Origin of the sequence: Alcanivorax sp. MD8A, assembly GCF_002888555.1 — a bacterium.
Classification (GTDB): Bacteria; Pseudomonadota; Gammaproteobacteria; order Pseudomonadales; family Alcanivoracaceae; genus Alcanivorax.
On the sequence record NZ_AQOQ01000029.1, the window covers coordinates 1 to 24,565 of the forward strand.

Annotated in this window: 17 protein-coding genes; 14 read left to right on the forward strand and 3 right to left on the reverse strand. The window is 58.8% G+C overall.

The window, feature by feature from the left end; genetic code table 11:
* Positions 1–23: 23 nt before the first annotated feature.
* Genes A15D_RS13470 through A15D_RS13480 form a run of 3 tightly spaced genes read right to left on the reverse strand, consistent with a single transcriptional unit; the run spans position 24 to position 5,807 of the window.
* Positions 24–1,445 (reverse strand): efflux transporter outer membrane subunit, encoded by a 1,422-nt coding sequence (locus A15D_RS13470; RefSeq protein WP_102792354.1) that lies wholly within the window; start codon positions 1,443–1,445, stop codon positions 24–26.
* Complete coding sequence (locus tag A15D_RS13475) at positions 1,446–4,574, reverse strand: efflux RND transporter permease subunit (RefSeq protein ID WP_102792355.1); 3,129 nt, start codon at positions 4,572–4,574, stop codon at positions 1,446–1,448.
* Between the two features lie 30 nt (positions 4,575–4,604).
* Positions 4,605–5,807 carry an efflux RND transporter periplasmic adaptor subunit gene (locus A15D_RS13480; RefSeq protein WP_102792356.1) on the reverse strand — a complete coding sequence of 401 codons (1,203 nt, stop codon included), beginning with the start codon at positions 5,805–5,807 and terminating at the stop codon, positions 4,605–4,607.
* A 165-nt stretch (positions 5,808–5,972) separates the two neighbouring features.
* Here A15D_RS13480 and A15D_RS13485 point away from each other — a divergent pair, with 165 nt between their 5' ends.
* From A15D_RS13485 to A15D_RS13550, 14 genes are all read left to right on the forward strand, one after another.
* Positions 5,973–6,626 carry a TetR family transcriptional regulator gene (locus tag A15D_RS13485; protein ID WP_102792357.1) on the forward strand — a complete coding sequence of 218 codons (654 nt, stop codon included), beginning with the start codon at positions 5,973–5,975 and terminating at the stop codon, positions 6,624–6,626.
* 338 nt (positions 6,627–6,964) lie between these two features.
* Complete coding sequence (locus A15D_RS13490; RefSeq protein ID WP_022985135.1) at positions 6,965–8,641, forward strand: long-chain fatty acid--CoA ligase; 1,677 nt, start codon at positions 6,965–6,967, stop codon at positions 8,639–8,641.
* Between the two features lie 160 nt (positions 8,642–8,801).
* Positions 8,802–9,665, forward strand: coding sequence for a branched-chain amino acid ABC transporter permease (locus A15D_RS13495; RefSeq protein WP_031226343.1), 864 nt, complete (start codon positions 8,802–8,804; stop codon positions 9,663–9,665).
* Entirely contained in the window at positions 9,665–10,723 is a 1,059-nt protein-coding gene (locus tag A15D_RS13500) for a branched-chain amino acid ABC transporter permease (protein WP_102792358.1), read from the forward strand. Before A15D_RS13495 ends, A15D_RS13500 begins: the two co-directional genes overlap by 1 nt.
* Positions 10,716–11,483, forward strand: a complete 768-nt coding sequence (locus A15D_RS13505) for an ABC transporter ATP-binding protein (protein WP_102792359.1) — start codon at positions 10,716–10,718, stop codon at positions 11,481–11,483. Before A15D_RS13500 ends, A15D_RS13505 begins: the two co-directional genes overlap by 8 nt.
* A complete protein-coding gene (locus A15D_RS13510; RefSeq protein WP_022985131.1) occupies positions 11,470–12,177 on the forward strand; it encodes an ABC transporter ATP-binding protein in 708 nt (235 codons plus the stop codon). Before A15D_RS13505 ends, A15D_RS13510 begins: the two co-directional genes overlap by 14 nt.
* Positions 12,178–12,261: 84 nt before the next feature.
* Positions 12,262–13,437: an ABC transporter substrate-binding protein gene (locus tag A15D_RS13515; RefSeq protein WP_102792360.1), complete on the forward strand. Its 1,176-nt coding sequence runs from the start codon at positions 12,262–12,264 to the stop codon at positions 13,435–13,437.
* Positions 13,438–13,633: 196 nt separating this feature from the next.
* Positions 13,634–15,721: a 3-hydroxyacyl-CoA dehydrogenase NAD-binding domain-containing protein gene (locus tag A15D_RS13520; RefSeq protein WP_102792361.1), complete on the forward strand. Its 2,088-nt coding sequence runs from the start codon at positions 13,634–13,636 to the stop codon at positions 15,719–15,721.
* Between the two features lie 86 nt (positions 15,722–15,807).
* A complete protein-coding gene (locus A15D_RS13525; RefSeq protein WP_022985128.1) occupies positions 15,808–17,004 on the forward strand; it encodes an acyl-CoA dehydrogenase family protein in 1,197 nt (398 codons plus the stop codon).
* Positions 17,005–17,017: 13 nt separating this feature from the next.
* Positions 17,018–18,160 carry an acyl-CoA dehydrogenase family protein gene (locus A15D_RS13530; RefSeq protein ID WP_102792362.1) on the forward strand — a complete coding sequence of 381 codons (1,143 nt, stop codon included), beginning with the start codon at positions 17,018–17,020 and terminating at the stop codon, positions 18,158–18,160.
* Positions 18,161–18,411: 251 nt separating this feature from the next.
* Positions 18,412–19,440, forward strand: coding sequence for an NADP-dependent oxidoreductase (locus tag A15D_RS13535; protein WP_022985126.1), 1,029 nt, complete (start codon positions 18,412–18,414; stop codon positions 19,438–19,440).
* On the forward strand, positions 19,440–20,891 hold the full coding sequence (locus tag A15D_RS13540; protein WP_102792364.1) for a DHA2 family efflux MFS transporter permease subunit: 1,452 nt from the start codon (positions 19,440–19,442) through the stop codon (positions 20,889–20,891). The genes A15D_RS13535 and A15D_RS13540 overlap by 1 nt, the downstream gene beginning before the upstream one ends.
* Positions 20,888–21,808 (forward strand): ketopantoate reductase family protein, encoded by a 921-nt coding sequence (locus A15D_RS13545; RefSeq protein WP_102792365.1) that lies wholly within the window; start codon positions 20,888–20,890, stop codon positions 21,806–21,808. Before A15D_RS13540 ends, A15D_RS13545 begins: the two co-directional genes overlap by 4 nt.
* A 198-nt stretch (positions 21,809–22,006) precedes the next feature.
* Positions 22,007–24,559, forward strand: a complete 2,553-nt coding sequence (locus A15D_RS13550) for a TonB-dependent siderophore receptor (RefSeq protein ID WP_102792366.1) — start codon at positions 22,007–22,009, stop codon at positions 24,557–24,559.
* Positions 24,560–24,565: the final 6 nt, after the last annotated feature.

Here is a 24,565-nt window from a genome sequence, read left to right on the forward strand (position 1 = left end):
GCAAGGAGTTATTCAGAGGCTCCCTAGCGGCCTGCCACCAGATGGGTGGCCTGTTGTGCTTCCCAGCCACCGCCCAGTGCCCGATACAGATCGGTTTCATTGCTCAGTTGCTGGCGCTGCAGGCTGACCCGTTGCTGGCGGGCGGACAGCAGGGTGCGCTGGGCATCCAGAACCGCCAGATAATCGTCGGCACCTTGTTCATAACGCTGTTGTGCCAGTGTCAGGGTTTGGCGAGTGGCTTCCACCAGCGCCTGCTGTGCCTGTGCCTGACGGCTCAGACTGTCTCGGGCTTCCAATGCATCCGCTACTTCCTGAAATGCCACCTGCACCGCTTTTTCATAGCTCGCCACCGCCTGGTCACGGCGCACCCAGGCAAGATCCAGGTTGGCCTTGTTGCTGCCACCGGTGAAGATCGGCAGGGAAATGGCGGGGCTGAATGACCAGGCTTTGGAGCCGCTCTCGAACAGCCCGGACAGCTCGCTGCTCATGGAGCCGTAGGCGCCGGTCAGGGTGATGCTCGGGAAGAACGCGGCACGTGCCGCACCAATGTTGGCATCGGCGGCGCGCAGTTGACGTTCTGCCTGACGAATATCCGGTCGCTGGGTCAGCAGGTCCGATGACAGACCCGAGGGCACCGGTGCCACCAGATCCAGCGCGTCGTCGCTGAGCGACACCGGTTGCAGCTCGGGCAGAGGGCCGCCTACCAGCACGGCAAGGGCGTTGTAGTCCTGGCTGACCTGCCGCTCGAAGCTGGCCTGATTGGCGAGGGCGCCCTGCAGGGCGATCTGCGCCTGACGGACATCCAGCTCGGTGCCGAGCCCGCCTTCATAACGGCGCTGGATCAGATCCAGTGAGGATTGCTGGGCGGCCACGGTCTCGCGACTGATCGCCAGATTCTGCTGGTCTGCCATCAGGGTCAGATAGCTTTGCGCGACCTGGGCGACCAGCGCCAGGTGGCTGCTGCGCTGGGTTTCTTCGCTGGCCAGATAGTTTTCCAGGGCGGCGTCCTTGAGGCTGCGCACACGGCCGAAGAGATCCAGTTCCCAGGCGGTTACCCCCACTTGCGCACCGTATTGGCTGCTAAGGGTGGACTGACCGGTGCTGGACAGGTCGCCGGGGAGGCGCTGGCGGGTACCAGTGCCCTCTGCCGTGACTGACGGGAACAGGTCGGCACGCTGGATCTGGTATTGGGCACGCAGGGCGGCCACGTCCAGTGTCGCCAGCCGCAGGTCCCGGTTGTTTTCCAGAGCGGTACGTATCAGCTGTTGCAACTCTTCCGACCGATACAGGTTTTCCCAGCCGGGCAGGGTGAGTTCGCTGGCCGGCTGACTGTCGCCCAACTGGGCGGCGACCGGGGAATCCGGGGCGTCATAGCTGGGGGCGAGGGTGCAGCCACCCAGCATCAGCCCGCCCAAAAGGGCGAGCGTCAGCGGGGAACGTTGCATTTAGGTCTCCGACGTTTTGCTCTTGCCGTTGAGCGGCACGCCGGACAGCTTGCGTACCGCCACATAGAACAGCGGGATAAAGAAGATCGCCAACACGGTGGCGGTGAGCATGCCACCGAACACGCCGGTGCCGATGGCGTTACGGGCGCCCGCGCCAGCACCGGTGCTGATCATCAGCGGGGTGACGCCGAGCATGAAGGCCAGTGAGGTCATCAGGATCGGGCGCAGCCGCATGCGGACGGCTTCCAGTGTTGCCTTGAGCAGGTGTTCGCCTTTCTGTTCCAGTTCCAGGGCAAATTCTGCAATCAGGATCGCGTTTTTCGCCGATAGCCCGATAGTGGTCAGCAGGCCCACCTGGAAGAACACATCGTTGTCCAGTCCGCGGAAGGTGGCGGCCAGAACCGCACCCAGTACCCCCAGCGGAACCACCAGCATCACCGCAAACGGGATCGACCAGCTTTCATAGAGGGCGGCGAGACACAGGAACACCACCAGCAGCGACAGGGCGTAAAGTGCTGGCGCCTGATCGCCGGACTGGCGTTCCTGATAGGACAGGCCGGTCCATTCAAACCCAAAGCCAGCAGGCAGCTTGGCGGCCAGTTCTTCCATGGCGTCCATGGCGTCACCGGTACTGTAGCCGGGGGCCGCGTTCCCCTGGATGTTCACCGAAGACACCCCGTTGTAGCGTTCCAGCTTGGGCGAGCCGTAGGTCCAGTGCCCGGTGGCAAAGGCCGAGAACGGCACCATTTCTCCCTGGGCATTGCGCACGAACCAGTCGTTGATGTTTTCCGGCAGCATCCGGTACGGCGCATCAGCCTGTACGTACACCCGTTTTACCCGGCCACGGTCGACGAAGTTGTTGACGTAGCTTGAGCCCCAGGCAATTTGCAGGGTGTTGTTGATGTCACTGATCGACAGGCCCAGGGCCTTGGCTTTCTGTTGGTCGATATCGATCTGGTACTGCGGGCTGTCTTCCAGACCATTGGGCCGTACGGCGGTCAGACGCGGGTCCTGGCTCGCCATACCGAGCATCATGTTGCGGGCATTGATCAGGGCTTCGTGGCCCTGGCCGGATTGATCGAGCAGCTGGAAGTCGAAGCCACTGGCATTGCCCAGCGCCGGAATTGACGGCGGACTGAGGGCGAACATCATGGCTTCACGAATGGTGGAGAAGTAGCCCATGGCGCGCCCGACCACATCATTGGCGCCGTCTACCGACAGATCCCGCTCGGACCAGTCTTTCAGGTTAACGAACGCCATGCCGGCGTTCTGGCCGCGGCCGGTGAAGCTGAAGCCCGCCACAGTGAACAGACCATCCACTGCATCGGATTCTTCGGTGAGGTAGTAGTTCTCCATTTTCTTGAGCACGTCTACGGTCTGCTCCTGGGTGGAGCCTGCGGGCAAGGTCACCAGCGTGAACAGGATCCCCTGGTCTTCTTCCGGCAGGAAGCTGGACGGCATGCGCATGAAGCTGAAGCCCAATACCCCGACGATGACCACGTAGATAAACAGGTAGCGACCACGACGACCGAGGATCTTCTCCACGCTGCCCTGATAGGAGCGGCTGCTCTTGTCAAAGCTGCGGTTAAACCAGCCGAAGAAACCCTTGTTGGTCTGGTGCTCCCCGTCCTTGGCCTTGAGCATGGTGGCACACAGGGCCGGGGTCAGGATCATGGCTACCAGTACCGACAGCACCATGGCAGACACGATGGTGATGGAGAACTGGCGATAGATGGCACCGGTGGAACCGGGGAAGAAGGCCATGGGAATAAAGACCGCCGATAGCACCAGGGCAATCCCCACCAGCGCGCCGGTGATCTGGCCCATGGATTTGCGGGTGGCTTCCTTGGGCGGCAAGCCGTCCTCGTGCATCACCCGTTCCACGTTTTCCACCACCACGATGGCATCGTCCACCAGCAAACCAATGGCCAGCACCATGCCGAACATGGTCAGGGTATTGATGGAGAAACCGAAGGCGGCCAATACCGCGAAGGTGCCCAGCAATACCACCGGCACGGCCAGAGTGGGAATCAGAGTGGCACGGAAGTTCTGCAGGAACAGGTACATCACCAGGAAAACCAGGATGATGGCTTCGAACAGGGTGTGGACCACTTCCTCGATGGAGATGCTCACGAAGGGAGTGGTGTCGTAGGGGAACACCATCTGCATCTTGTCGGGGAAGAACGGCTCCAGCTCTGCCAGACGGGCGCGCAGCGCTTCGGCGGTATCCAGCGCGTTGGCACCGGTGGCCAGGTTAATCGCCAGGCCGGCGGCAGGTTGGCCATTGTATCGCCCGGCGATGTCATAGCTTTGTGCCGCCAGTTCCACGCGTGCCACATCTTCAAGGAACACCTGGGAGCCATCCGGGTTCACCTTGAGCAGAATGTTGCGGAACTCTTCGGTATCTTCCAGGCGAGTCTGGGCGATGATGGTGGCGTTGAGCTGTTGTCCTTCCACGGCAGGCGCCCCCCCCAGCTGACCACTGGCCACCTGGTTGTTTTGCACCTGGATGGTCTGGGTCACATCCTGAGGGGTCAGGTCGTACTTGTTCAGCTTGTTCGGGTCCAGCCAGATACGCATGGCATAGGGTGAACCGAACAGCTGGATCTGGCCGACGCCGGCAACCCGGCTGATCGGGTCCTGAACGTTGGAAGCCACATAGTCGGCCAGGTCGGCACGGGTCAGACTGCCGTCCTCGGAGGTGAAACCCACTACCATCAGGAACGAGTCGGAGGACTTGGTTACCTGCATCCCTTGCTGCTGCACTTCCTGCGGCAGCAATGGGGTGGCCAGTTGCAGCTTGTTCTGTACCTGAACCTGGGCGATGTCCGGGTCGGTACCGGGGGCGAATGTCAGGCTGATCTGGGCATTCCCGAATGAGTCACTGCTGGAACTCATATACATCAGGTTGTCGATGCCGTTCATTTGCTGCTCGATCACCTGGGTGACCGAGTCTTCCACGGTTTTTGCCGATGCACCGGGGTAGTTACCCGAGATGGAGACCTCGGGTGGTGCGACGGTGGGGTACTGCTCAATGGGCAGGGTGTAAATCGCCAGCGCACCGGCCATCATCATGATGATGGCGATCACCCAGGCGAAAATCGGTCGGTCGATAAAGAATCTGGCCATGAAAATCCCGCTTGTGGTTAGGCTGCGTTATTACTGTGCTGCGTTTTGATCCCCGCCGTTGGCGGGGGCCTGGGGTGCGGCATCTTGCTGGGCATCCGCCTGCTCGGTATTGACCGGATTCACCGGCATGCCGGGCTGGATCATCTGCAGTCCATCAATCGCCAGACGGTCGCCATCGTTGAGACCGCGGGAAATCAGCCACTGACTTTTCACCGCACGCTCCGTTTCCACTTTCACTTTCTGCACGGTGTTGTTGCTGTCGATGACCATGGCAAAGGCTTGCCCGGTGGGGTCGCGGGTGATGCCTTTTTGCGGTACCAGAATGGCATTTTCGCGCTGGCCTTCCGGCAGGCGGCCACGCACAAACATGCCGGGTAGCAGCTCGCCGTCCGGGTTGGGGAACAGGGCACGCAGGGTGACAGAACCGGTGCTTTCATCCACGGCATACTCGGAAAACTGCAAGGCGCCGGGTTTGTTGTAGGCCGATCCGTCTTCCAGAATCAGGGTGATACGCGCTTCATCTTCACTCACTTGCTGCAGTTCGCCGGCGGCCATGGCCTGACGAAGCTGGCGCAAGTCATTACTGGACTGGGTCAGGTCTACATAGATCGGATCGAGTTGACGAATGGTCGCCAGAGCCTGGGCCTGGTTGGCGGTGACCAGGGCGCCTGCGGTCACACTGGAGCGGCCGATGCGACCACTAATAGGCGCCTTGATGATGGCGTAATCCAGGTTGATCTGGGCGCTTTGCAGGTTGGCTCGGGCCGCGGCCACCGCAGCCTTGTTTTCGTCCAGCTGGGCTTGGGCTTCGTCGTATTCCTGTTGGCTTACGGCTTTGTAGTCCAGCAGTTTCTTGAATCGCTTGGCGCGCAGCTCGTTGGATTTCAGCGTGGCCTGAGCCCGCGAGAGCTCGGCGCGAGCGGTGGCCACCGTGGCTTCATAGGTGCGGTCATCAATCTGGTAGAGCGGTTGACCCGCTTTCACTTCCTGGCCTTCCTCGAACAGCCGCTTTTCAATGACGCCGCTCACCTGTGGGCGTACTTCAGCGATCTGGTGCGCGGTGGTGCGGCCCGGGAGTTCGCGATTAAGGGTGACGGTCTTGGCTTTGACGGTCACAAAGCCCACTTCCGGGGCTTGTTGTTGCTGTTGTTGGGCTGGACCGCTGTCGCCGCAGGCTGCCAGCTGGAACGCCAGAAGTCCTGTCACGATGGAATAAAGGATACCGCTGCGCATAGTTTTCTGTCCTTGCAAACACCCCAGTACCGCTGCACGGAATGCAGATCGACGGGCTTGAAAAAAGAGTGAATCGCGTTCATTATATATACATTCTCGCGTGTATGTATATATGCAGCAACGCGGTTTGTTCGATTTTTTTGATTTGTCACTGCGGATCTCACCATGGTCAGACGCACCAAAAGCGAAGCAATGGAAACCCGGGCAGAGATTCTGGATGCTGCCGAGCGGGTATTTCACCGCAAGGGTGTGTTGTCGGCCACGCTCAATGATATTGCCAAGGAAGCCGGGGTGACTCGAGGGGCAATCTATTGGCATTTTGAAAACAAGCATGACGTGTTCATGGCCATGGTCGAACGAAACCGCCTGCTTTTCGACACCCTGTCAGAAAAGGCAGAGGATCCCGCGGAGCCGGACCCGCTGGGCCGCCTCGGTGACTTTATGTGTACCTTGCTCCGGCAAGTGGTGGAAGACCAGCACCAGCGCCGTATTTTCGAGATCATGTTTCACAAGTGCGAATTCAGCGGCGAGAACCTGCAGTTGCTGGGCAAGCAGCGGGACAAGTGCCGTGAGTCTTCCACGCGCATGGGCCGGGTGTTGAGCAATGCGGTGGCCCGGCAGCAACTGCCGGCCACCCTGCATATCGCCCGGGCCGTCAACTGGCTACACAGCCAGCTCACCGGCGTCATCATGTTCTGGCTGCTGGACCCGGAAAGCATGGATCTCGGTCATGATGCGGAGGGCTTTGTCCAAACCTGCTTGTTTTCCCTGGCTAGCGCGCCCTATCTGCATGCCTCCAGCGAGACGCCTTCGGTCTGAAGGGTGGGGCGTTTGCGTTGATCACGCCTCAAGGAAACAATTTCTAACGTTTTATTCTGAGTGAAATCAGGATCCGATAATCGGTATGGGCACCCGGCATACTCAGTGGTATGTTGGGTAAATAGCCTGTTTTTCCGCCGTTAACTGCCTTCTCTGATTTCGTTTCAAAAAATGAAATCACATTCCAAAATAGTATTGACCTCCCTCTAAAGCCGTGTCAGATTGACTGCCGAGTCAGATTTTTCCGCCGCTGTTTGCCGGCGGTTTGCGCTACAGCATCAACAATAAAAGGCCCCCAAACCTCAGGGTTTGACGGGAGCCGACCGGGAGAGCACAACATGTTTGATCGGCATCATGCGGTCTGGCCGGAGAATATGCCGCGCCACCTCAGCCTGCCGCAGACCAGCCTCTATACCAATCTGGAGGTGTCTGCCCTGCGTTACCCGCAGCGGGACGCGATTAACTATTACGACAGCCCCATCACCTTTGCGCAGCTCAAGCAGCAGGTGGATGCCCTGGCCGGGTATCTGCAGGCGCTGGGCGTGGAGAAGGGTGACCGGGTGTTGCTGTTCATGCAGAACGCCCCTCAATTCATTATCGGCTACTACGCGATTCTCCGTGCCAACGCCATTGTGGTGCCGGTGAACCCGATGAATCGGGCGGCGGAGCTGGAGCATTACCTGGAAGACACTGAAGCCGCTGTCGCGATCTGTGGACAGGAACTGTTGCCGGCCATCGCACCGGTGGTAGGTAAGGTCAATCTCAAGCATGTGATCGTGGCGGCCTACAATGACTACATCACCCGTGACACCGATCTGCCATTGCCTCCAGAGGTGCAGGCCCCGGCGGTGACGCTGGATAATGCAGCGCATATCAGCTGGAAAACCGTGATGGATGCCGACAAGCAGCCCAGTGAGTTACTGGTGGGCCCGGACGATCTGGCGGTGTTCCCCTATAGCTCCGGAACCACCGGCGCGCCGAAGGGATGCATGCATACCCATGCTTCTGTGATGGCGACCTGCGTGCAGGGTGCGGTGTGGAGCCACGGCACGACGGAATCGGTCACCCTGGCGACACTGCCGTACTTCCATGTGACCGGTATGCAGGGTTCCATGAACTCTCCGATCTATGGCGGCTCGCTGATTGTGCTGATGACGCGCTGGGATCGTCAGGTCGCGGCAAAACTGATCGAGCGCTACAGGGTGAGTCGCTGGGTGAACATCGTCACCATGGCCATCGATCTGCTGTCCGACCCCGAGGTGGAAAGTTATGACCTGTCGTCACTGGAGAATATCGGTGGTGGCGGGGCGGCCATGCCGGCAGCGGTGGCCGACAAGCTCTTTCACCTGACGGGCCTGCGTTACATGGAGGGCTATGGTCTGTCCGAGACCATTGCCGGCACCCACATCAACCCGACGGATCGTCCCAAGTCCCAGTGTCTGGGTATCCCGGTTTTCGATATCGACTCGCGCATCATCGATGTGGAGAGCGGCAAGGAGCTGGGCCCGGGCGAAGTGGGCGAGATCGTGACTCACGGTCCGCAGGTCTTCCAGGGTTACTGGAAGCGTCCCCAGGAAACCCAAAAGGTGTTCCTGGAACTGGATGGCAAGCGTTTCTTTCGCACCGGCGATCTCGGTTACTACGACGAAGAAGGGTATTTCTTCATCGTCGATCGGGTGAAACGCATGATCAACGCCTCTGGCTTCAAGGTCTGGCCGGCAGAAGTGGAGAGCCTGATGTACCGACATCCGGCGATTCAGGAGAGCTGTGTCATATCCACGCCACACGAGCGCCGTGGAGAATCGGTAAAAGCGTGTGTGGTGTTGCGCGACGACATGAAAGGCACGCTCACCGAGCAGGCCGTCATCGACTGGTGCAAGGAAGAAATGGCGGCCTACAAGGTGCCCCAGGTGGTGGAGTTCCGCGATGAGCTGCCCCGTTCGCCCACCGGCAAGGTGATGTGGCGAGCCCTGCAGGAGCAGGAGTGGGCAGGGCATCAACAACAGGCGTCCTGACAGGACGTAGCGGTTTGTCGGATAGCCGACGGATCTGGACAGTCTCACACTAACAATACCGCGGTCGCGCTACACCGCAGAGGCTGGATAACAACAGAGAAACGGGATGCAGGACCACGCCAATAGCGTGGCCGCATCCCAGTACAGAGGAGGCATTGCCTTGGATCTGTTTCTGCAACAAGTGCTCAATGGCCTGACCCTGGGCAGCATCTACGGGCTGGTCGCCCTGGGGCTGACCCTGGTCTACGGCATTCTGCACGTACCGAACTTTGCTCATGGGGCGCTGTATATGGTCGGCGCCTATGTCTCTTACATCACCATGGTGGATTTTGGTGCCAACTACTGGATCGCCATGATCGCCTCTGCCATTTCCGTGGCGGTGCTGGCGGTACTGTGTGAACGGTTGGTATTCAATCCGCTTCGCGAAGCGCCGCCAATCCACGACAAGATTGCGGCCATTGGCATCATGTTGTTCCTGGAAGCCATGGTGCAGATGAAATTCGGCGCGGAGTTCCGCCGTATGCCGACGCCGTACACCGATATTCTCGATGTGGCCGGCATGACCATCCCGGCCCAGCGGGTACTGATCATCATCGGCGCCTTCGCCCTGATGGCAGTGCTGCACCTGTTCCTCAAGAAAACCATGACCGGCTCTACCATTGTGGCCATGGCCCAGAATCGGGAAGGGGCGTTCCTGGTCGGCATCGATGCCAACCGGGTAGCGATGATGACCTTTGCCATTTCCGGGGTGCTGGCGGCAGTGGGCGCCACGCTGTTTGCGCCGATCAATCTGGTGTACCCGGCCATGGGGCACCTGCTGATCATGAAGGCCTTCGTGATCATTATTCTCGGCGGCATGGGCTCGATTCCGGGGGCCATTGTCGGCGGCCTGATCATCGGTTTTGCCGAAGCGTTTGGCGGCTTCTATATCTCCACTGATTACAAGGACATCATCGCCTTCGCTCTGTTGGTGCTGATTCTGTCGGTGAAGCCCACTGGCCTGTTTACCAAGGGGGTGCGCTAATGAATGCCCTGCAGAAGATTTCCGATTTTTTCATGACGCCGGCAATGAAGATGGTGTTGATTGTGGCGGCGGTACTGTTCCCGTTTGTGGCGGGTAATGAGTACCAGGTTTATGTGATGGCACTGGCGTTTGTATGGGCTATCGCGGTGTATGGCATGAACATCATTACCGGCCTGTGCGGTCAGTTAAACCTGGCTCATGGCGGTTTCTTTGCCATTGGTGCGTACGTTCTGGCGATTCTCACCGTGGACCACGGCTGGGGATTCTGGTGGGCCTTCGTGGCTGCCGGCGTGGCCGGTGCGGGGTTTGGCTTTCTGGCCGGGATCGTGTCCTTGCGCCTGAAAGAGCATTACTTTGCGATCTTCACCCTGTGTGTAGGGTTCATCATTTATCTGCTCATCGATAAATGGGAAGAGCTCACCCATGGTGCTCTGGGCATTATCAACATTCCGGCGCCTAACGGGTTCGGACTGGTGGATTTCACCGAGACCACACCGTTCTACTACCTGGCGCTGACCTTCATGGTGCTATCGGTCTGGCTGGCCGCACGTATTACCAACTCCCTGTTGGGGCGCAGCTTCCGGGCTATTCGTATCAGTGATGATCTGGCCGCGTCGCTGGGTATCAACCTGATGCGCAACAAGGTACTGGCGTTTGTGTTGTCCACCACCTATGCCAGTGTGGCGGGGGCGCTGTATGCCGGTCTGGTCCGGTTTATCGGCCCGGCGGAAGCTGACGTGGTGCATACCTTCGACATGATCACCTACCTGCTGGTGGGGGGCATTGGCACGCTGATGGGGCCGCTGGTGGGCACCATGGTTATCACCTGGCTGACCCAGTCCCTGCAGTTCCTGGAAGAGTACCGGATGATCGTGTTTGGCCCGCTGCTGGTGGTGCTGGTGATCTTCTTCCCGCGTGGTGTGGTGGGGTCGTTCCTTGGCTGGCGTGCCCGCCGGATGGCGGCGGCACAGGATGCAGGCAAGTCACAGGAAAACGCTAAAAAAAAATCCCCGACCAGCCCGGTAGCCACCAACAGGGAGGCAGGTAACCATGCTTAAGATCAATAACCTGACCAAGCGCTTTGGCGGGCTGGCGGCAGTGAACAACGTCAGCATTGAATTCGATGCCAACAAGATCAACGCCATCATCGGTCCCAACGGGGCAGGCAAGAGTACGTTCTTTAATCTGGTGGCCGGCGCTATGCCTCCCACCGAGGGCACTATCGAATACCAGGGCATGAACATCACCGGCATGGCTTGTGATCGCATTGCCCGGCTTGGCATTGCCCGGACGTTTCAGACCACCATGTTGTTTGAAGAGTCCACGGTACTCGACAACCTGATCGTCGGTCATCGCCTGCGAACCCAGTCGCGCCTTTGGGATGTGATCATCAATTCCCGACGACTTCGTGATGAAGAGGCCAAGTGCCGTGCCCGCGCTCAGGAAGTGCTGGATTTCGTCGGTCTGTCTCACATTGGCCATCGCATCACGGCAGACATCAGCCAGGAAGAAAAGAAGCGGGTGGCGTTTGCGCTGGCGCTGGCGACCGACCCGGAACTGGTGTTGCTCGATGAACCTGCGGGCGGGATCAACCCGGAAGAAACCGAAAACCTGGCGGGCCTGATCCGCAAGATGGTGGACCACGGGGTTACCGTCTGCCTGATCGAACACAAGATGGACATGATCATGAGCCTCGCTGACAAGATCATGGTGCTTGATCACGGTGAAAAAATTGCCGAAGGCACCCCGGAAGAAGTCCGCAACAATCCGGTGGTCATCGAAGCCTATCTGGGGAGTGATGAAGATGCTGCAGCTTAATCAAGTCGAAGCCCGTTACGGCAGCTTCAAGGCCCTGGAAAATGTCTCCATGTCAGTGGAGCAGGGCGAACTGGTGGTTTTGCTGGGTGCCAACGGTGCCGGCAAATCGACCCTGTTCAACACCATCAGTGGCTTGCTGAAACCCACTGCCGGATCCATTGCCCTGAATGGCAAGGATGTGACAGGCCTGAAACCCTCTGCGCTGGTGCAGAGCGGGGTGGTGCAGTGTCCGGAAGGCCGCAAACTGTTCCCGGAAATGTCAGTACTGAAGAATCTGATGCTCGGCGCCTATGTGCATCGTCGTGACAAGGCGGGCATGAAGAAAACGCTGGACCAGATCCTTGCCCTGTTCCCGATTCTTGATGAGAAGAAGGACGAAGCCGCGGGTTCCCTTAGTGGTGGCCAGCAACAAATGGTGGCTATTGGGCGAGCCATGATGGGGCGCCCCAAATTGCTGTTGCTCGATGAGCCCTCACTGGGCCTGGCGCCGTTGGTGGTAAAGCAGATGTTCGAGACCATCAAGGGCATCAACGAGCAGGGCACCACGGTACTGCTGGCGGAGCAGAATGCCTTCGCCGCACTGAAGATTGCCCACCGTGCCTACGTGATCGAAAACGGTCGCCTGGTCATGGAGGGTGATAAGGACGCGATGCTGGGTAATGAAGAAATTCGCAAGGCTTACATCGGAGCCTGACCCACAGCGTGTGCGCTACGACGCTACAACACAACGACACGTTACAGACGCTACAACAGTGAAAACAATAATCGGGAGAGATTCATGAGCAAAGGAACCCTTAAACGCTTCTGCCGGCTGGCCTGTGCCAGCGCCATCGCCCTGGCGGCGACAGGCGCCCAGGCTGCAGAAACCCTGAATATCGGTTTCACCGGGCCATTGAGTGGCGGTGCGGCCCTGTACGGCCAGAACACGCTGGAAGGTCTGCAAATGGCGGCCGAAGAAATCAACAGTAGTGGCGGCTTCCAGGTCGATGGTGAGACCTACGAAATCAATGTGGTGTCTCTGGATGACAAGTACGCCCCCAGCCAGGCCGCGGTGAACGGCAAGCGCCTGGTGCAGCAGTACAATGCGCCGGTCATTTTCACGCCGCACTCCGGTGGTACTTTTGCGCTGCAAGCCTTTAATGAACGCGATGGCTTTGTGGTGATGTCCTACACCTCGGTGCCCACGGTTACCGAGAAGGGCAATGAGCTGACCGTGCGTATTCCGCCGACGTTTACTGGCTATATGAAGCCCTTCACCAAAATTGCCATGGCCCAGAACGGCAAGAAAGTGGCCATCGCCAACGCCACCCATGACTACGCCAAATACTGGACCAAAGCGTTTGTCCCCACCTGGGAAGCCATGGGCGGTACCGTGGTTGCGGATAACCCCATGGACTACAACAAGTCTGCGGACTTCTACACCGGTGTGAGCAAGGTGCTGGCAGAGAAGCCTGACGTGATGTTCATCGGCGGCGCTTCCGAGCCAACCGCATTGGTGGCCAAGCAGGCCCGTGAGCTTGGTTTCAAAGGCGGTTTCGTGATTATGGATCAGGCCAAGATGGGTGAAATGGCCAAGATCATCGGTGGTTACAAGATGTTGGAAGGTTCCGTGGGCGTAGTGCCGCTGACGCTGTACGAAGAGCCCGGTGCCAAGGCGTTTGTCGCCAAGTATCACCAGCAAAACGATGGCAAGGATCCGACCACGGAAGTGGCCTATAACTACTTTGCCCTCTATTCCGTTGTTCAGGCCATGCAGGAAGCCGGCACGGTAGACGATGCCACGGCGATTCGTGCGGCCATGGGGCAGGCGCTGAAAAACCTGGCGCCGGAAAACAACCCCTACGGTGTGACCGAGATTGATGCTAATGGCGGCATGCAGGCCGACCCCAACATTGCCACCGTGAAGGATGGCAAAGTCGTGCTGCAGCGTATTTCGGAAGTGCTGGCGGACTGATTCTCTCCGGCCGGAAGCGGGGCGCCAGGCGCCCTGTTTTTCGGCCCTTTTTAAATAATGAAATGCAATTCCAAAATAATTGAAAGTTGTCGGTAATGGGCTATAGTGTAGGGCCTGCACCGGCAGCTCCGTTCCCGTACCGGAGACACACTGCCTTTGGCGTGGTGACACGTCGCAGTCAACGAGGAGAGTCGTTATGAGTAGCCCGGTTAGCCTCTGTCGTGACAATGACATTGGCGTTATCCGAATCCATTACCCCCCCGTCAATGCACTGGGGCAGGGTGTCCGTGAGGGCCTGCAGCGTTGCTTGCAGGAGGCCCTGGCCGATGACCAGATTAAGGCAGTGATCGTGACCGGTGAGGGCAAGACCTTTCCTGCCGGCGCGGATATCCGCGAATTCGGTAAACCGCCGCAACCGCCGGCCTTGCCCGATGTGATCAATGAATATGAAGCCAGCAGCAAGCCCGTGATTGCTGCCATTCATGGCACCGCGCTGGGTGGCGGGCTGGAAGTCGCACTGGGTTGTGATTACCGGGTGGCGCTGGACAGTGCCCGTCTGGGATTGCCGGAAGTGAAACTGGGTTTGCTCCCCGGTGCGGGGGGCACCCAGCGGTTGCCACGGCTGGTGGGCATTGAAGCCGCTCTGGACATGATTGTCGGTGGCAACCCGGTGAAAGCGGCGGCGGCCAAGGCGCTTGGGCTCGTCGATGAGGTCGTCAGTGGCGATCTGCTGGAGGGCGCCCTGGCTTTTGCCCGCAACGTCATTGACGAAAAGGCGCCGCTGCGTCGTCTCTGTGATCTGCCCATTCCTGGCGACAGCGGGGCTGACGTTTTTGCCCGCTTTGAGCAATCCATCGCCCGTCGCCAACGGGGATTCAAGGCGCCTTTCCATTGCATCAAGGCGGTACAGGCTGCCGCTGAGCTGCCCTTCGAGGAAGGGTTGCAGCGCGAACGGGAGTTGTTTGTCGAGCTGTTGCTGTCACCGGAATCCGCTGCCCAGCGTCATGTTTTCTTCGCCGAGCGTGAAGTGGGCAAGGTGCCGGGGCTCGACAAGGATACTCCGCGTCGTGACATCAACACGGTGGCGGTGATTGGTGCGGGCACCATGGGTGGCGGCATCGCCATGAACTTCGCCAACGCCGGTATCCCGGTGAAGATGCTTGAGGTGAAGCAGGAGGCGCTGGAAAAGGGCTTGGCCGTGATTCGTAGAAACTACGAAAACACCGCTAAAAAAGGCCGTATTACGGCCGAACAGGTGGAACAGCGAATGGCGCTGATCCAGCCCACATTGAGCTATGACGAACTGGGGGATGTGGACCTGGTGATCGAAGCCGTGTTCGAGAATATGGGCGTGAAAAAGGCCGTGTTCTCCGAGCTGGATCGGGTGTGTAAACCCGGCGCCATTCTCGCCACCAACACCTCGACCCTGGACGTGGACCGTATCGCCAGTTTTACCCAGCGCCCCCAGGACGTGATGGGCATGCATTTCTTCAGCCCGGCTAACGTCATGAAGTTGCTGGAGAACGTGCGCGGTGAAAAGACCGCCGATGATGTGATTGCCACCGTGATGGACCTGAGTCGTCGTATTGGCAAGGTCGGTGTTTTGGTTGGCGTCTGTCACGGTTTTGTGGGTAACCGCATGCTGCACAAGCGTCAGGCAGAAGCGATCAAACTGGTGAACGAAGGTGCCAGCCCGCAACAGGTGGACAAGGTACTGTTTGACCTTGGCTTCCCCATGGGGCCGTTTGCCATGTCAGACCTGGCAGGCATGGATGTGGGATACCGTATCCGTGAAGAATTGCGCAAAGAGGATCCCGCCAATGCGCCCGCCCGTAACTGGACCGACGAGCTGGTGGAAGCCGGTCGTCTTGGCCAGAAAACCCAGGCTGGCGTTTTTGACTATAAAGAGGGCGACCGCACCCCTGTCCCTTCACCGGATGTCGACGGCATTATTGAACAATACCGGAGTGATAACGGCATTACCCCTCGTGCCATCAGTGATCAGGAAATCCTTGAGCGTTGTATGTACGTGATGGTCAACGAAGGCGCCAAGATTCTGGAAGAAGGTATCGCGGCGCGTCCGCTGGACGTGGATGTGATCTGGATTTACGGCTACGGGTTCCCGGTGTATCGCGGCGGCGTGATGTTCTGGGCCGACCAGGTGGGCGTGAAAAAGATCCACGACAAGATCAGCGAGATTTATCAGCAGACTGGCGATCCAGTCTGGAAACCCTCCGCGCGGCTGGCTGAATTGGCCGAGCAGGGGAAGGGTTTTAACCGCTAAAAATGTGGCAACCCGCCGTCGGTGCTTTTCCTTAAAGAGCTAACGGCGGTTGCGTAGCAAAGAACAACCTTTGAAGAGGTTTGAAGATGGATATCAACTACACCCCGGAAGAACTGGCGTTTCGAGATGAAGTGCGTTCTTTCCTGGATAACAAGCTGCCCAAAGACATCGCCAGCAAGGTGAAGAACGGTCAGCACCTGGGTAAGGACGATACCGTCCGCTGGCAAAAAATTCTTAACGAGCAGGGCTGGATGGCCATGCACTGGCCGGTAGAGCACGGTGGCACCGGTTGGTCGCCGATCCAGAAGCATATCTTCGAGGAAGAGTGTGCCGAGTACGGAGCTCCGACTGTGCTGCCGTTCGGGGTGAACATGGTGGCGCCGGTCATTATCAAATTCGGCACCGAGGAACAGAAGCAAACCTACCTGCCGAAGATCCTTAACAGTGACGTATGGTGGTGTCAGGGTTATTCCGAGCCGGGTGCCGGGTCTGATCTGGCAGGCCTGAAAACCAAGGCCGTACGCGAGGGCGATCACTACATTGTGAATGGCCAGAAAACCTGGACCACGTTGGGTCAGCACGCCGACTGGATCTTCTGTCTGGTGCGCACCGACCCGAACGCCAAGAAACAGGAAGGTATTTCCTTCCTGCTGATCGACATGGAAACACCCGGAATCACCGTGCGTCCGCTGATCACCCTGGATGGCGAACACGAAGTGAACGAAGTGTTCTTCGACGATGTGAAAGTCCCGGTGGAAAACCTGGTTGGCGAAGAAAACAAGGGCTGGACCTGTGCCAAGTACCTGCTGACCTTTGAGCGTACCGGTATTGCCGGTGTGGGCCAGTCAAAGGCCGCCCTCAAACATCTGAAAACCGTGGCGCGCCAGGTGCAGCAAAATGGCAAACCGCTGATCGAGGATCCGCTGTTCCGCAATCGTCTTGCCGATGTGGAAATGGAATTGATGGCGCTGGAAATGACCAACCTGCGCACCGTCGCGGCGGCGCAAGCCGGTGGCGTACCGGGGGCGGAAAGTTCCTTCCTCAAGATCATGGGCACCGAGCTGCGTCAGGAGATCACCGATCTGTTCCGCCGCGCGGCGGGTCCGTACGCGCAGCCCTTCCTGCCGGAAAGCTTTGAAGCCGATTACGACGGCGAGAGTGTCGGTCCGGACTTCGCCAATACCGTGTCTGCCAAGTACTTCAACATGCGCAAGCTGTCGATCTTCGGCGGTTCCAATGAAATTCAGAAGAACATCATCGCCAAGATGATTCTCGGTTTGTAAGAGGTGAATGAGCATGGATTTTAAACTGAACGACGAACAGCGCATGCTCGAAGAAACCGTGGGCCGTCTGGTTCGCGATGGTTATCCCTTCGATGCACGCGAAAAGGCCCGCACCAGCGAGCTGGGTTATTCAACGCAGATGTGGCAGCAGTTCGCCGAACTGGGCCTGCTGGGTGTACCGTTCGCCGAAGACTTCGGTGGCTTTAATGGTGGTGGCCCTGAGCTGATGGTCGTTGCCGAAGGCTTTGGCCGTGGCCTGGTACTGGAGCCCTACCTGGCTACCGTTGTACTCAGCGGCACACTGATCGATGCGCTGGGCAACGATGCCCAGAAAGAATCCCTGATCAGCGCCATCGTGGGTGGCGAGCTGCGTCTGGCCCTGGCTGCCTACGAGCCGGAGGGCCGCTACGACCACACCCATGTGGCCACCCAGGCGGAAAAACAGGGCGACAGCTATGTGATTTCCGGTCGCAAGGCGGTGGTATTGCACGGCGACAGCGCGGATAAACTGGTGGTGATTGCCCGCACTGGTGGCGAGACTCGCGGCCGTGAGGGTTTGTCGGCGTTTGTGGTGGACGCGGATGCCAGCGGCGTATCCCGTCGCGGTTATGAAACCATCGATGGTCTGCGTGCCGCAGAGATCCATTTTGACAATGCCAGCGGCGAGCTGCTGGGTGAAGAAGGGGGCGCAGCGGACGCACTGGAAGCCTCACTCGCCCTGGGCATTGTGGCGCTGTGTGCAGAAGCGGCCGGCGCCATGGAAGTGGCATGCGACCAGACCTTGGCGTACATCAAGGAGCGTCAGCAATTTGGCGTGGCCATCGGCAAGTTCCAGGCCTTGCAGCACCGCATGGTGGAAATGCGCATGGAACTGGAAAAGGCCCGCTCCATGACCATTCTGGCAGCCTGCTCGCTGGATGCTGCACCGCAGGTGCGCGCCAAGCGTTTGGCCGCGGCCAAGGCCATTATTGGCAAATCCGGTCGCAAGGTGGCAGAAGAAGCCATTCAGCTTCACGGTGGGATGGGCATGATGGAAGAAACGGCCGTATCTCATTACGCCAAGCGTATCGTGATGATTGATCATCAGTTGGGCGATCTGGGATACCACATGCAGATGCTGGAAAGTCTTCTGTATGTGGATGAAGACGCTGCGTAACCCTGCAGACAAACAAGGCGGCCTCGGCCGCCTTTTTTGACGCTATCCTTCTTCCGGCTCTGTATGGACCGGGGGGGCGGCTCAAATGCTGTTCCTGAAACAGGATACGGGCTGTAGGCGCCTTGCTTGCAAGGCGATACCAAGCCCGGGCGAGGATAAAAACACATTACCCAACAGGGCACGGGATTAACGGAGAGCATTTCTCTGTGCCGTGTGGCTGCTGAGGTGAAAACGAAACACGGGAGAGCATTATGACAAGTAATCGCCAGATTATTCTTGCCAATCACCCGGTGGGAATGCCCACCGCTGAGGATCTGCCCTTGCAGGAGTCGGCGTTGCCTGAACTTCAGGACGGGCAGCTGCTGATGAAAAATATCTATCTGTCACTGGACCCTTACATGCGTGGCCGCATGAGCAAGGCGAAATCCTATGCTGCCGGGGTGCCTTTGGGCACTGCCATGCAAGGCGGTACCGTGGGGCAGGTAGTGTCGTCAAAACTTGACGGCTTCGCTGAAGGGGATTTCGTGCTCGGCTTCGGTGGCTGGCAGGACTACGCAGTGCAGGATAAAACCACCCTGCGCAAACTGGACCCGAGCCAGGCACCGATCAGCACGGCGCTGGGGGTATTGGGCATGCCAGGGTTTACTGCCTACGCGGGGCTACTGGAAATCGGTCAGCCGAAAGAGGGCGAGACGGTGGTGGTCTCTGCTGCCAGTGGCGCGGTGGGTCAGGTGGTCGGGCAGATCGCCAAGTTAAAGGGCTGCCGCGTTGTGGGTGTCGCCGGAGCAGAAGACAAGTGTCGCCATGTGGTCGAGGCCTACGGTTTTGATGCGTGCGTCAACTACAAGGACGACGACTTTGAAACCCGGCTGGCTGAGGCGTGCCCCAACGGTATCGATATCTATTTTGAAAACGTGGGTGGCAAGGTCTTTGATGCGGTCATGAAGCTGGTGAATGATTTTGCGCGCATTCCCCTGTGCGGCCGTATCGCCCACTACAACGACACCGAGGCGCCACAGGGCCCGGATCAGCTGTCGGCCTTCCTGACCAAACTGTTGGTCAAACGAGTGCTGATCAAGGGCTTTATCCAGTTTGACTATGCCCACCTGATGAAAGACTTCGTCAAGGACATGAGCAGCTGGATGCAGGCGGGCAAGATTCAGTATCAGGAAGATGTGGTGGACGGACTGGAGAATGCCGTCGAGGCATTTCAGGGGCTGCTGGAAGGCCGCAATCGCGGCAAGCTGCTGGTACGCATCAGTGAAGATCCCACCCGTTAATGACCCACGTTGAAGCCCAGGTCGAACAGCTGTTCGACCGTTACGGCGCCCGCTACCGGTGGCTGGCCACCGTCACCGTGATGCTGGGCACCATGTCGGTGGTGCTGGCATCCACCATTATCAATGTGGCCATTCCTACCATCATGGTGGAGTTCCAGCTGGCTCAGGATCAGGTGCACTGGCTGGCCACCGGCTTTCTGGCGGCCATGACCGTGGGCATGCTCACCAATGCCTGGTGTACTCACCGCTTTGGTGCCCGCGGGGCCTACCTGCTGGCCATGGCGGCGTTCATTGTGGTGTCGGTGATCGGTGCGGTCAGTGAGCATTTTGTCACCCTGGTGGCGGCCAGGGTCGGGCAAGGGTTATTGGCCGGGTTGATCCAGCCGCTTGCCATGATCACCATTTTTCAGGTTTTCCCCCTGAACCGTCGTGGTCAGGCAATGGGGATCTATGGCCTGGGCGTGGTGTTGGGGCCGGCAGTGGCTCCGGCCATTGGTGGGGTGTTGGTGGATACGCTGTCGTGGCGGGCGGTGTTTCTGGTGGTCTTGCCCGCTTGCGTTGTGGGGATGGTCATGGCTTGGCGATTTTTGCCCGGACGTGACGCCAAGGCCAGGTCGGTGACCCTGGACTGGATAGGTCTGCTGCAGTTGAGCGTGGGGATCACGGTGTTGCTCTGGGCGCTGGCCAATAGCCACCGGCGAGGGCTGGAGGATCCCGTGCTTTTGGCCGGTCTGTTCGTCGGCCCACTGCTGTTGGTGTGTTTTGTCGCATGGCAGCGCCGGGCTCGGCACCCGCTGATGGACTTGCGGGTGTTTCGTTATCGCGGCTTCACCGGCAGTTTCATCATGTCCATGGTGATCGGTGCGGGTGTGTTTGCCTCCACCTATGTGACGCCATTGTATTTCCAGCAGGTGCTGGGGGAGAGTGCCGCCAGTGCGGGGCTGATGCTGATGCCCGCCGGACTCGCCATGGCCTTTACCTTTCCCGTGGCCGGACACCTGACTGACCGACTGCCTGAAGCCCGACTCATCGTGGCCGGGCTGGTGTTGTTTGTGCTCAACATGGCCTTGATGGCCGGGGCCAGTCTGGCCACTTCTGCGGTGTGGCTGGTGTGGTGGACTTTGCTGGGACGTGTGGGCCTGGGGCTGATGATGCCGCCGTCGTCTACCGGGGCGTTGGGGTTGCTTCCCCCGGGGCTGATTCCCCAGGGCTCGGGGGTGTTCAATTTTGCCCGCCAGATCGGTGGTGCAGTGGGGGTGAATCTTTGCGCCCTGACCATTCAGTGGTTCAGTCACCAGCATGCGAATCGTTTCCCGTCGGCGGCTCTGGCGCAGCACTGGGAGTACGGATTCGATCGTGCCTTCGGGTTGTTATTAATGATTTTCCTGCTGTCGTTGATGCCGTTGTGGTACATGCATCGGGGGCTGACAGGTAAGGGAGAGAGAGGATGAACAGGTTTCCACGGGTACTGGTGATTGGCGCCGGTGCCATTGGCAGTTTTTACGGTGCGATTCTGAAACGGGCCGGTTGCGAAGTGGCTGTGGTGTTGCGGTCCGATTATGAGGCCGTCAACGCCACCGGTTTTCGCTTTACCAGCTCCCTTGGCGATTTGTCCTGGCGGCCGGATCAGGTCTATGGCCCGAACGATACTCCGGTGCAGACCGCTGATTACATCTTGCTGTGCGTCAAGGTGTTGCCGGGCGTGGATCGGGCAGCCCTGGTACGGCCCTGGATGGGCGAGCATACCGGGTTGGTGTTGATCGAAAACGGGCTGGATATTGAACGTGAGCTGGCCGACGCTTTCCCGACCAATCCTCTGGTCAGTTGTCTGGCCTTTATTGCCGTGAGCCGTACCGGGCCGGGGGAGGTGAATCATCAAGCCTACGGCCAGTTGGTGATGGGCAATTTCCCGCGTGGATTTGATGAACATTGCGCCCGCCTCAGTGAGTTCTTCCAACAGGGGGGTATCAAGGTGGATGAGACCGATGCGGTGGTGGGGGAGCGTTGGCGCAAGTGTGTCTGGAACACCCCGTTTAATCCCCTGAGTGTGCTGGCTAACGGTGCAGACACGCTCAGCATGCTGGATGCTCCTGGTGGCGAATCACTGATTCGCACGCTGATGGAAGAAGTCATCGCCGTGGCAGAAGCCGATGGTTACCCCATGCCAGACGGCATTATCGACAAGAACCTGGAGGGTACGCGCAAGATGGGCGCGTACAAGAATTCCATGGCACTGGATTATCTGCAGGGGCGTGCCATTGAACTGGATGCCATTCTGGGGAACGTAGTGGCGATAGCCCGGCAGCATCAGGTGCCGGTGCCCCATCTGCAGACGATTCTGGTGGCGTTGCGCATGCGTCAGGCGTAGCGTCTTGACACGTTCCTGAAAGCCGTTGGCGCCCGTCGCCCGCGGCGTGTTTTCTACTCCTCCCTGATCCGCACATTTCTCTCCTTAGCCTGCCCCTATCAAGTCACCATGATCGGATATTTGTCAGGTTTGTAATTGAATATCATTCGCAACAAGAGTAGTATCGCGAACCATTCTCATTATTGATAGGGGAAGATAATGATCTTATCGGCTCGCCCGGCACGTGTCGGGTTGTTGGCAGGGGTGGTTTGCGTGGGGAGCACACTGCTGTCTCCTGTCGTGTTGGCACAGGCCGGTGACACCAGCGGTGCGCATCAACAACAGCGGGTGCGCATTGCGCTGCCTGCCCAGGCACTGGGACGCGCTCTGGCACAGTTTTCCCGACAGACCGGCATTCGTTTTGTCGAAGCGCCGGGGCTGGATGCGGGCGTCACCGTGAACGCCGTTAACGGCACCTTGCCGCTGGTGGAAGCGCTGGACAGCCTGCTGGCCGGCACCGGGGTGCCTTACTCCTTCACGGAAGCAGGCAGCGTGCTGGTGGGGGCCAAGGCTGGCGAGGTGGCCGATGCCAACACCCTGGAAGCGGTGGAAGTGTCTGCCCAGACCACTGTGGAAGAGTCCGCCTGGGGGGCGGCAAGCAACGGTTATATGGCGACACACAGTGCTTCCGGCACCAAGACGGATGCACGTATTGTGGAGATTCCTCAGTCCGTCTCTGTGGTTACCCGTCAAGAGATGGATGATCGGGGTTCTGAAACCGTCATGGATGCGGTGCGTTATACCTCGGGAGTGCAAACCGAAACCCAGGGGATCGATAGCCGTGTAGACGACATTCGTATTCGGGGTTTTGATGCGTCCAGCTGGAGTAACAACCTTTACCTGGACGGGCTGCGGATGCCGCGTGGCGGCCAGTGGACGACCCCCCAGGTTGACGCCTGGGGGCTGGAGCGCGTTGAAGTCGTGAAGGGCCCGGCTGCCGTGCTGTATGGCCAGGTAGCCCCAGGTGGCCTGGTAAACATGGTGGCCAAGCGCCCGACGTTTGAACAAACCAATGAAGTCGTTGTAGAAGCGGGCAGTTTCGACCAGTACGAAGCCTCCTTCGATGTGGGTGGTAATCTGGACAAGAACGGCAAGGTCATTGGCCGTCTCGTCGGTAGCTACAACGAAGGGGATTCCCAGGTCGACAAGACCGAGCTTAGCCGCACGTACCTTGCGCCCAGTGCCACGGTGCTTCTCAGCGATGACACCGAGATCACATTCCTCACCTACTACCAGAAGGACGACGGTGGCTCAACGTTCCAGTTCTCGCCGATCAAGGGCATGCTTGAGCCCACACCGTACGGCTACATTGACCGCAGTACTTTCCTCGGTGAGCCGGACTGGAATACCTATGATCGTGAACAGTGGGCCATCGGTTATGACCTGACCCATTACATCAATGATGCCTGGTCATTCCGCCAGAACGCCAAGTACAGCCATGTGGAATCCCTGTTCGATACGGTTGTTTCCAACCCTCGTGCCAACCCTAATGACGGCCTTCAGGCGGATAATCGCACCATGCTACGAAGGGCTGTTCGTGGCGAAGGGGAACTGGACAGTATCGCCGTGGATAACCAGTTCAAGGTGGTGTTCAACACAGGCGCCATGCGCCATAGCATGCTGATGGGGCTCGATTACTTGAGCACCGACTGGAACCATGATCGCTATCTGGTATGGCCCATGTCGCCAGACCCGGGAACCCCGGTAGCGCCGATTGATGTGTTTGATCCAGTGTACAGCGGCACGGCTGGTTTTGAGGATGCTCTGATACCGCAAATTCTCACCGATGTGAGTGATGAACAAATCGGGGTCTATCTGCAGGACATGATTTCCCTGGATAACTGGCGTTTCACTCTGGGCGCACGCCAGGACTTTTTTGACTATGAAGCCAATCAGGGCAGCATGAACCGGGCGGCACCGGGCACAGTGATCGCTTCTGAAGACAGTTCTGATGATCATGCTTTCACCTGGCGTGCCGGAGCCACTTACCTGTTTGATAACGGGGCGGCGCCTTATGCCAGCTATGCAACCTCCTTCGAGCCGCTGACCGGATTCGATTCCAGTGAGAGTGCTTTTGATCCTTCCGAGGGCGAGCAGTTCGAGCTGGGCATCAAATACCAGCCGCCGCGCCGCAACAGTTTGGTGACCCTGTCCGTGTTCGATCTCACCCAAACCAATCTGGTGGTGTCCGATCCTGCTCCACCTGCCGGCGCCGCCTGTACCGCAGATAACTCCTGTCAGCGTCAGACCGGCGAAACCCGTACTCGAGGCGTAGAGCTGGAAGGTAAGGCCTGGCAGGAAGATGGCCTGAGTGTCACGGTAAGCTACACCTACCTGGATGCCGAAATCAGCAAGGAAACGGACCCCGAACTGAAAGGCAACGTGAAAGAATTTGTGCCCGAAAACAGCGCAGCCCTGTGGCTGGATTATAAATGGCAAGAAGGGGTCTTGCGTGGTTTGGGCCTGGGTGCCGGTGCGCGCTTTACGGACAGTCTCTACGGTGATGCGGCCAACACCTACGAGGTAGATAGCTACACACTCTATGATGCTTCCCTTCGCTACGACATGCGCTACATAGGTTTGCAGGGTGTGATGTTCTCTCTGACCGGACGCAACCTGGCAGATGAAGAGTTTCTTAGCTCCTGCAGCGAGTACGGCTGCTCCTACGGCACGGCTCGTCATGTCACCGCTGGCGTTAGCTATCGCTGGTGATTGATC

Excerpts from the sequence above, each read along its gene's own strand:
- A15D_RS13470 (WP_102792354.1), bottom strand. The coding sequence starts at position 1,445 with ATGCAACGTTCCCCGCTGACGCTCGCCCTTTTGGGCGGGCTGATGCTG.
- A15D_RS13475 (WP_102792355.1), bottom strand. The coding sequence starts at position 4,574 with ATGGCCAGATTCTTTATCGACCGACCGATTTTCGCCTGGGTGATCGCC.
- A15D_RS13480 (WP_102792356.1), bottom strand. The coding sequence starts at position 5,807 with ATGCGCAGCGGTATCCTTTATTCCATCGTGACAGGACTTCTGGCGTTC.
- A15D_RS13485 (WP_102792357.1), top strand. The coding sequence starts at position 5,973 with ATGGTCAGACGCACCAAAAGCGAAGCAATGGAAACCCGGGCAGAGATT.
- A15D_RS13490 (WP_022985135.1), top strand. The coding sequence starts at position 6,965 with ATGTTTGATCGGCATCATGCGGTCTGGCCGGAGAATATGCCGCGCCAC.
- A15D_RS13500 (WP_102792358.1), top strand. The coding sequence starts at position 9,665 with ATGAATGCCCTGCAGAAGATTTCCGATTTTTTCATGACGCCGGCAATG.
- A15D_RS13505 (WP_102792359.1), top strand. The coding sequence starts at position 10,716 with ATGCTTAAGATCAATAACCTGACCAAGCGCTTTGGCGGGCTGGCGGCA.
- A15D_RS13510 (WP_022985131.1), top strand. The coding sequence starts at position 11,470 with ATGCTGCAGCTTAATCAAGTCGAAGCCCGTTACGGCAGCTTCAAGGCC.
- A15D_RS13515 (WP_102792360.1), top strand. The coding sequence starts at position 12,262 with ATGAGCAAAGGAACCCTTAAACGCTTCTGCCGGCTGGCCTGTGCCAGC.
- A15D_RS13520 (WP_102792361.1), top strand. The coding sequence starts at position 13,634 with ATGAGTAGCCCGGTTAGCCTCTGTCGTGACAATGACATTGGCGTTATC.
- A15D_RS13525 (WP_022985128.1), top strand. The coding sequence starts at position 15,808 with ATGGATATCAACTACACCCCGGAAGAACTGGCGTTTCGAGATGAAGTG.
- A15D_RS13530 (WP_102792362.1), top strand. The coding sequence starts at position 17,018 with ATGGATTTTAAACTGAACGACGAACAGCGCATGCTCGAAGAAACCGTG.
- A15D_RS13535 (WP_022985126.1), top strand. The coding sequence starts at position 18,412 with ATGACAAGTAATCGCCAGATTATTCTTGCCAATCACCCGGTGGGAATG.
- A15D_RS13540 (WP_102792364.1), top strand. The coding sequence starts at position 19,440 with ATGACCCACGTTGAAGCCCAGGTCGAACAGCTGTTCGACCGTTACGGC.
- A15D_RS13545 (WP_102792365.1), top strand. The coding sequence starts at position 20,888 with ATGAACAGGTTTCCACGGGTACTGGTGATTGGCGCCGGTGCCATTGGC.
- A15D_RS13550 (WP_102792366.1), top strand. The coding sequence starts at position 22,007 with ATGATCTTATCGGCTCGCCCGGCACGTGTCGGGTTGTTGGCAGGGGTG.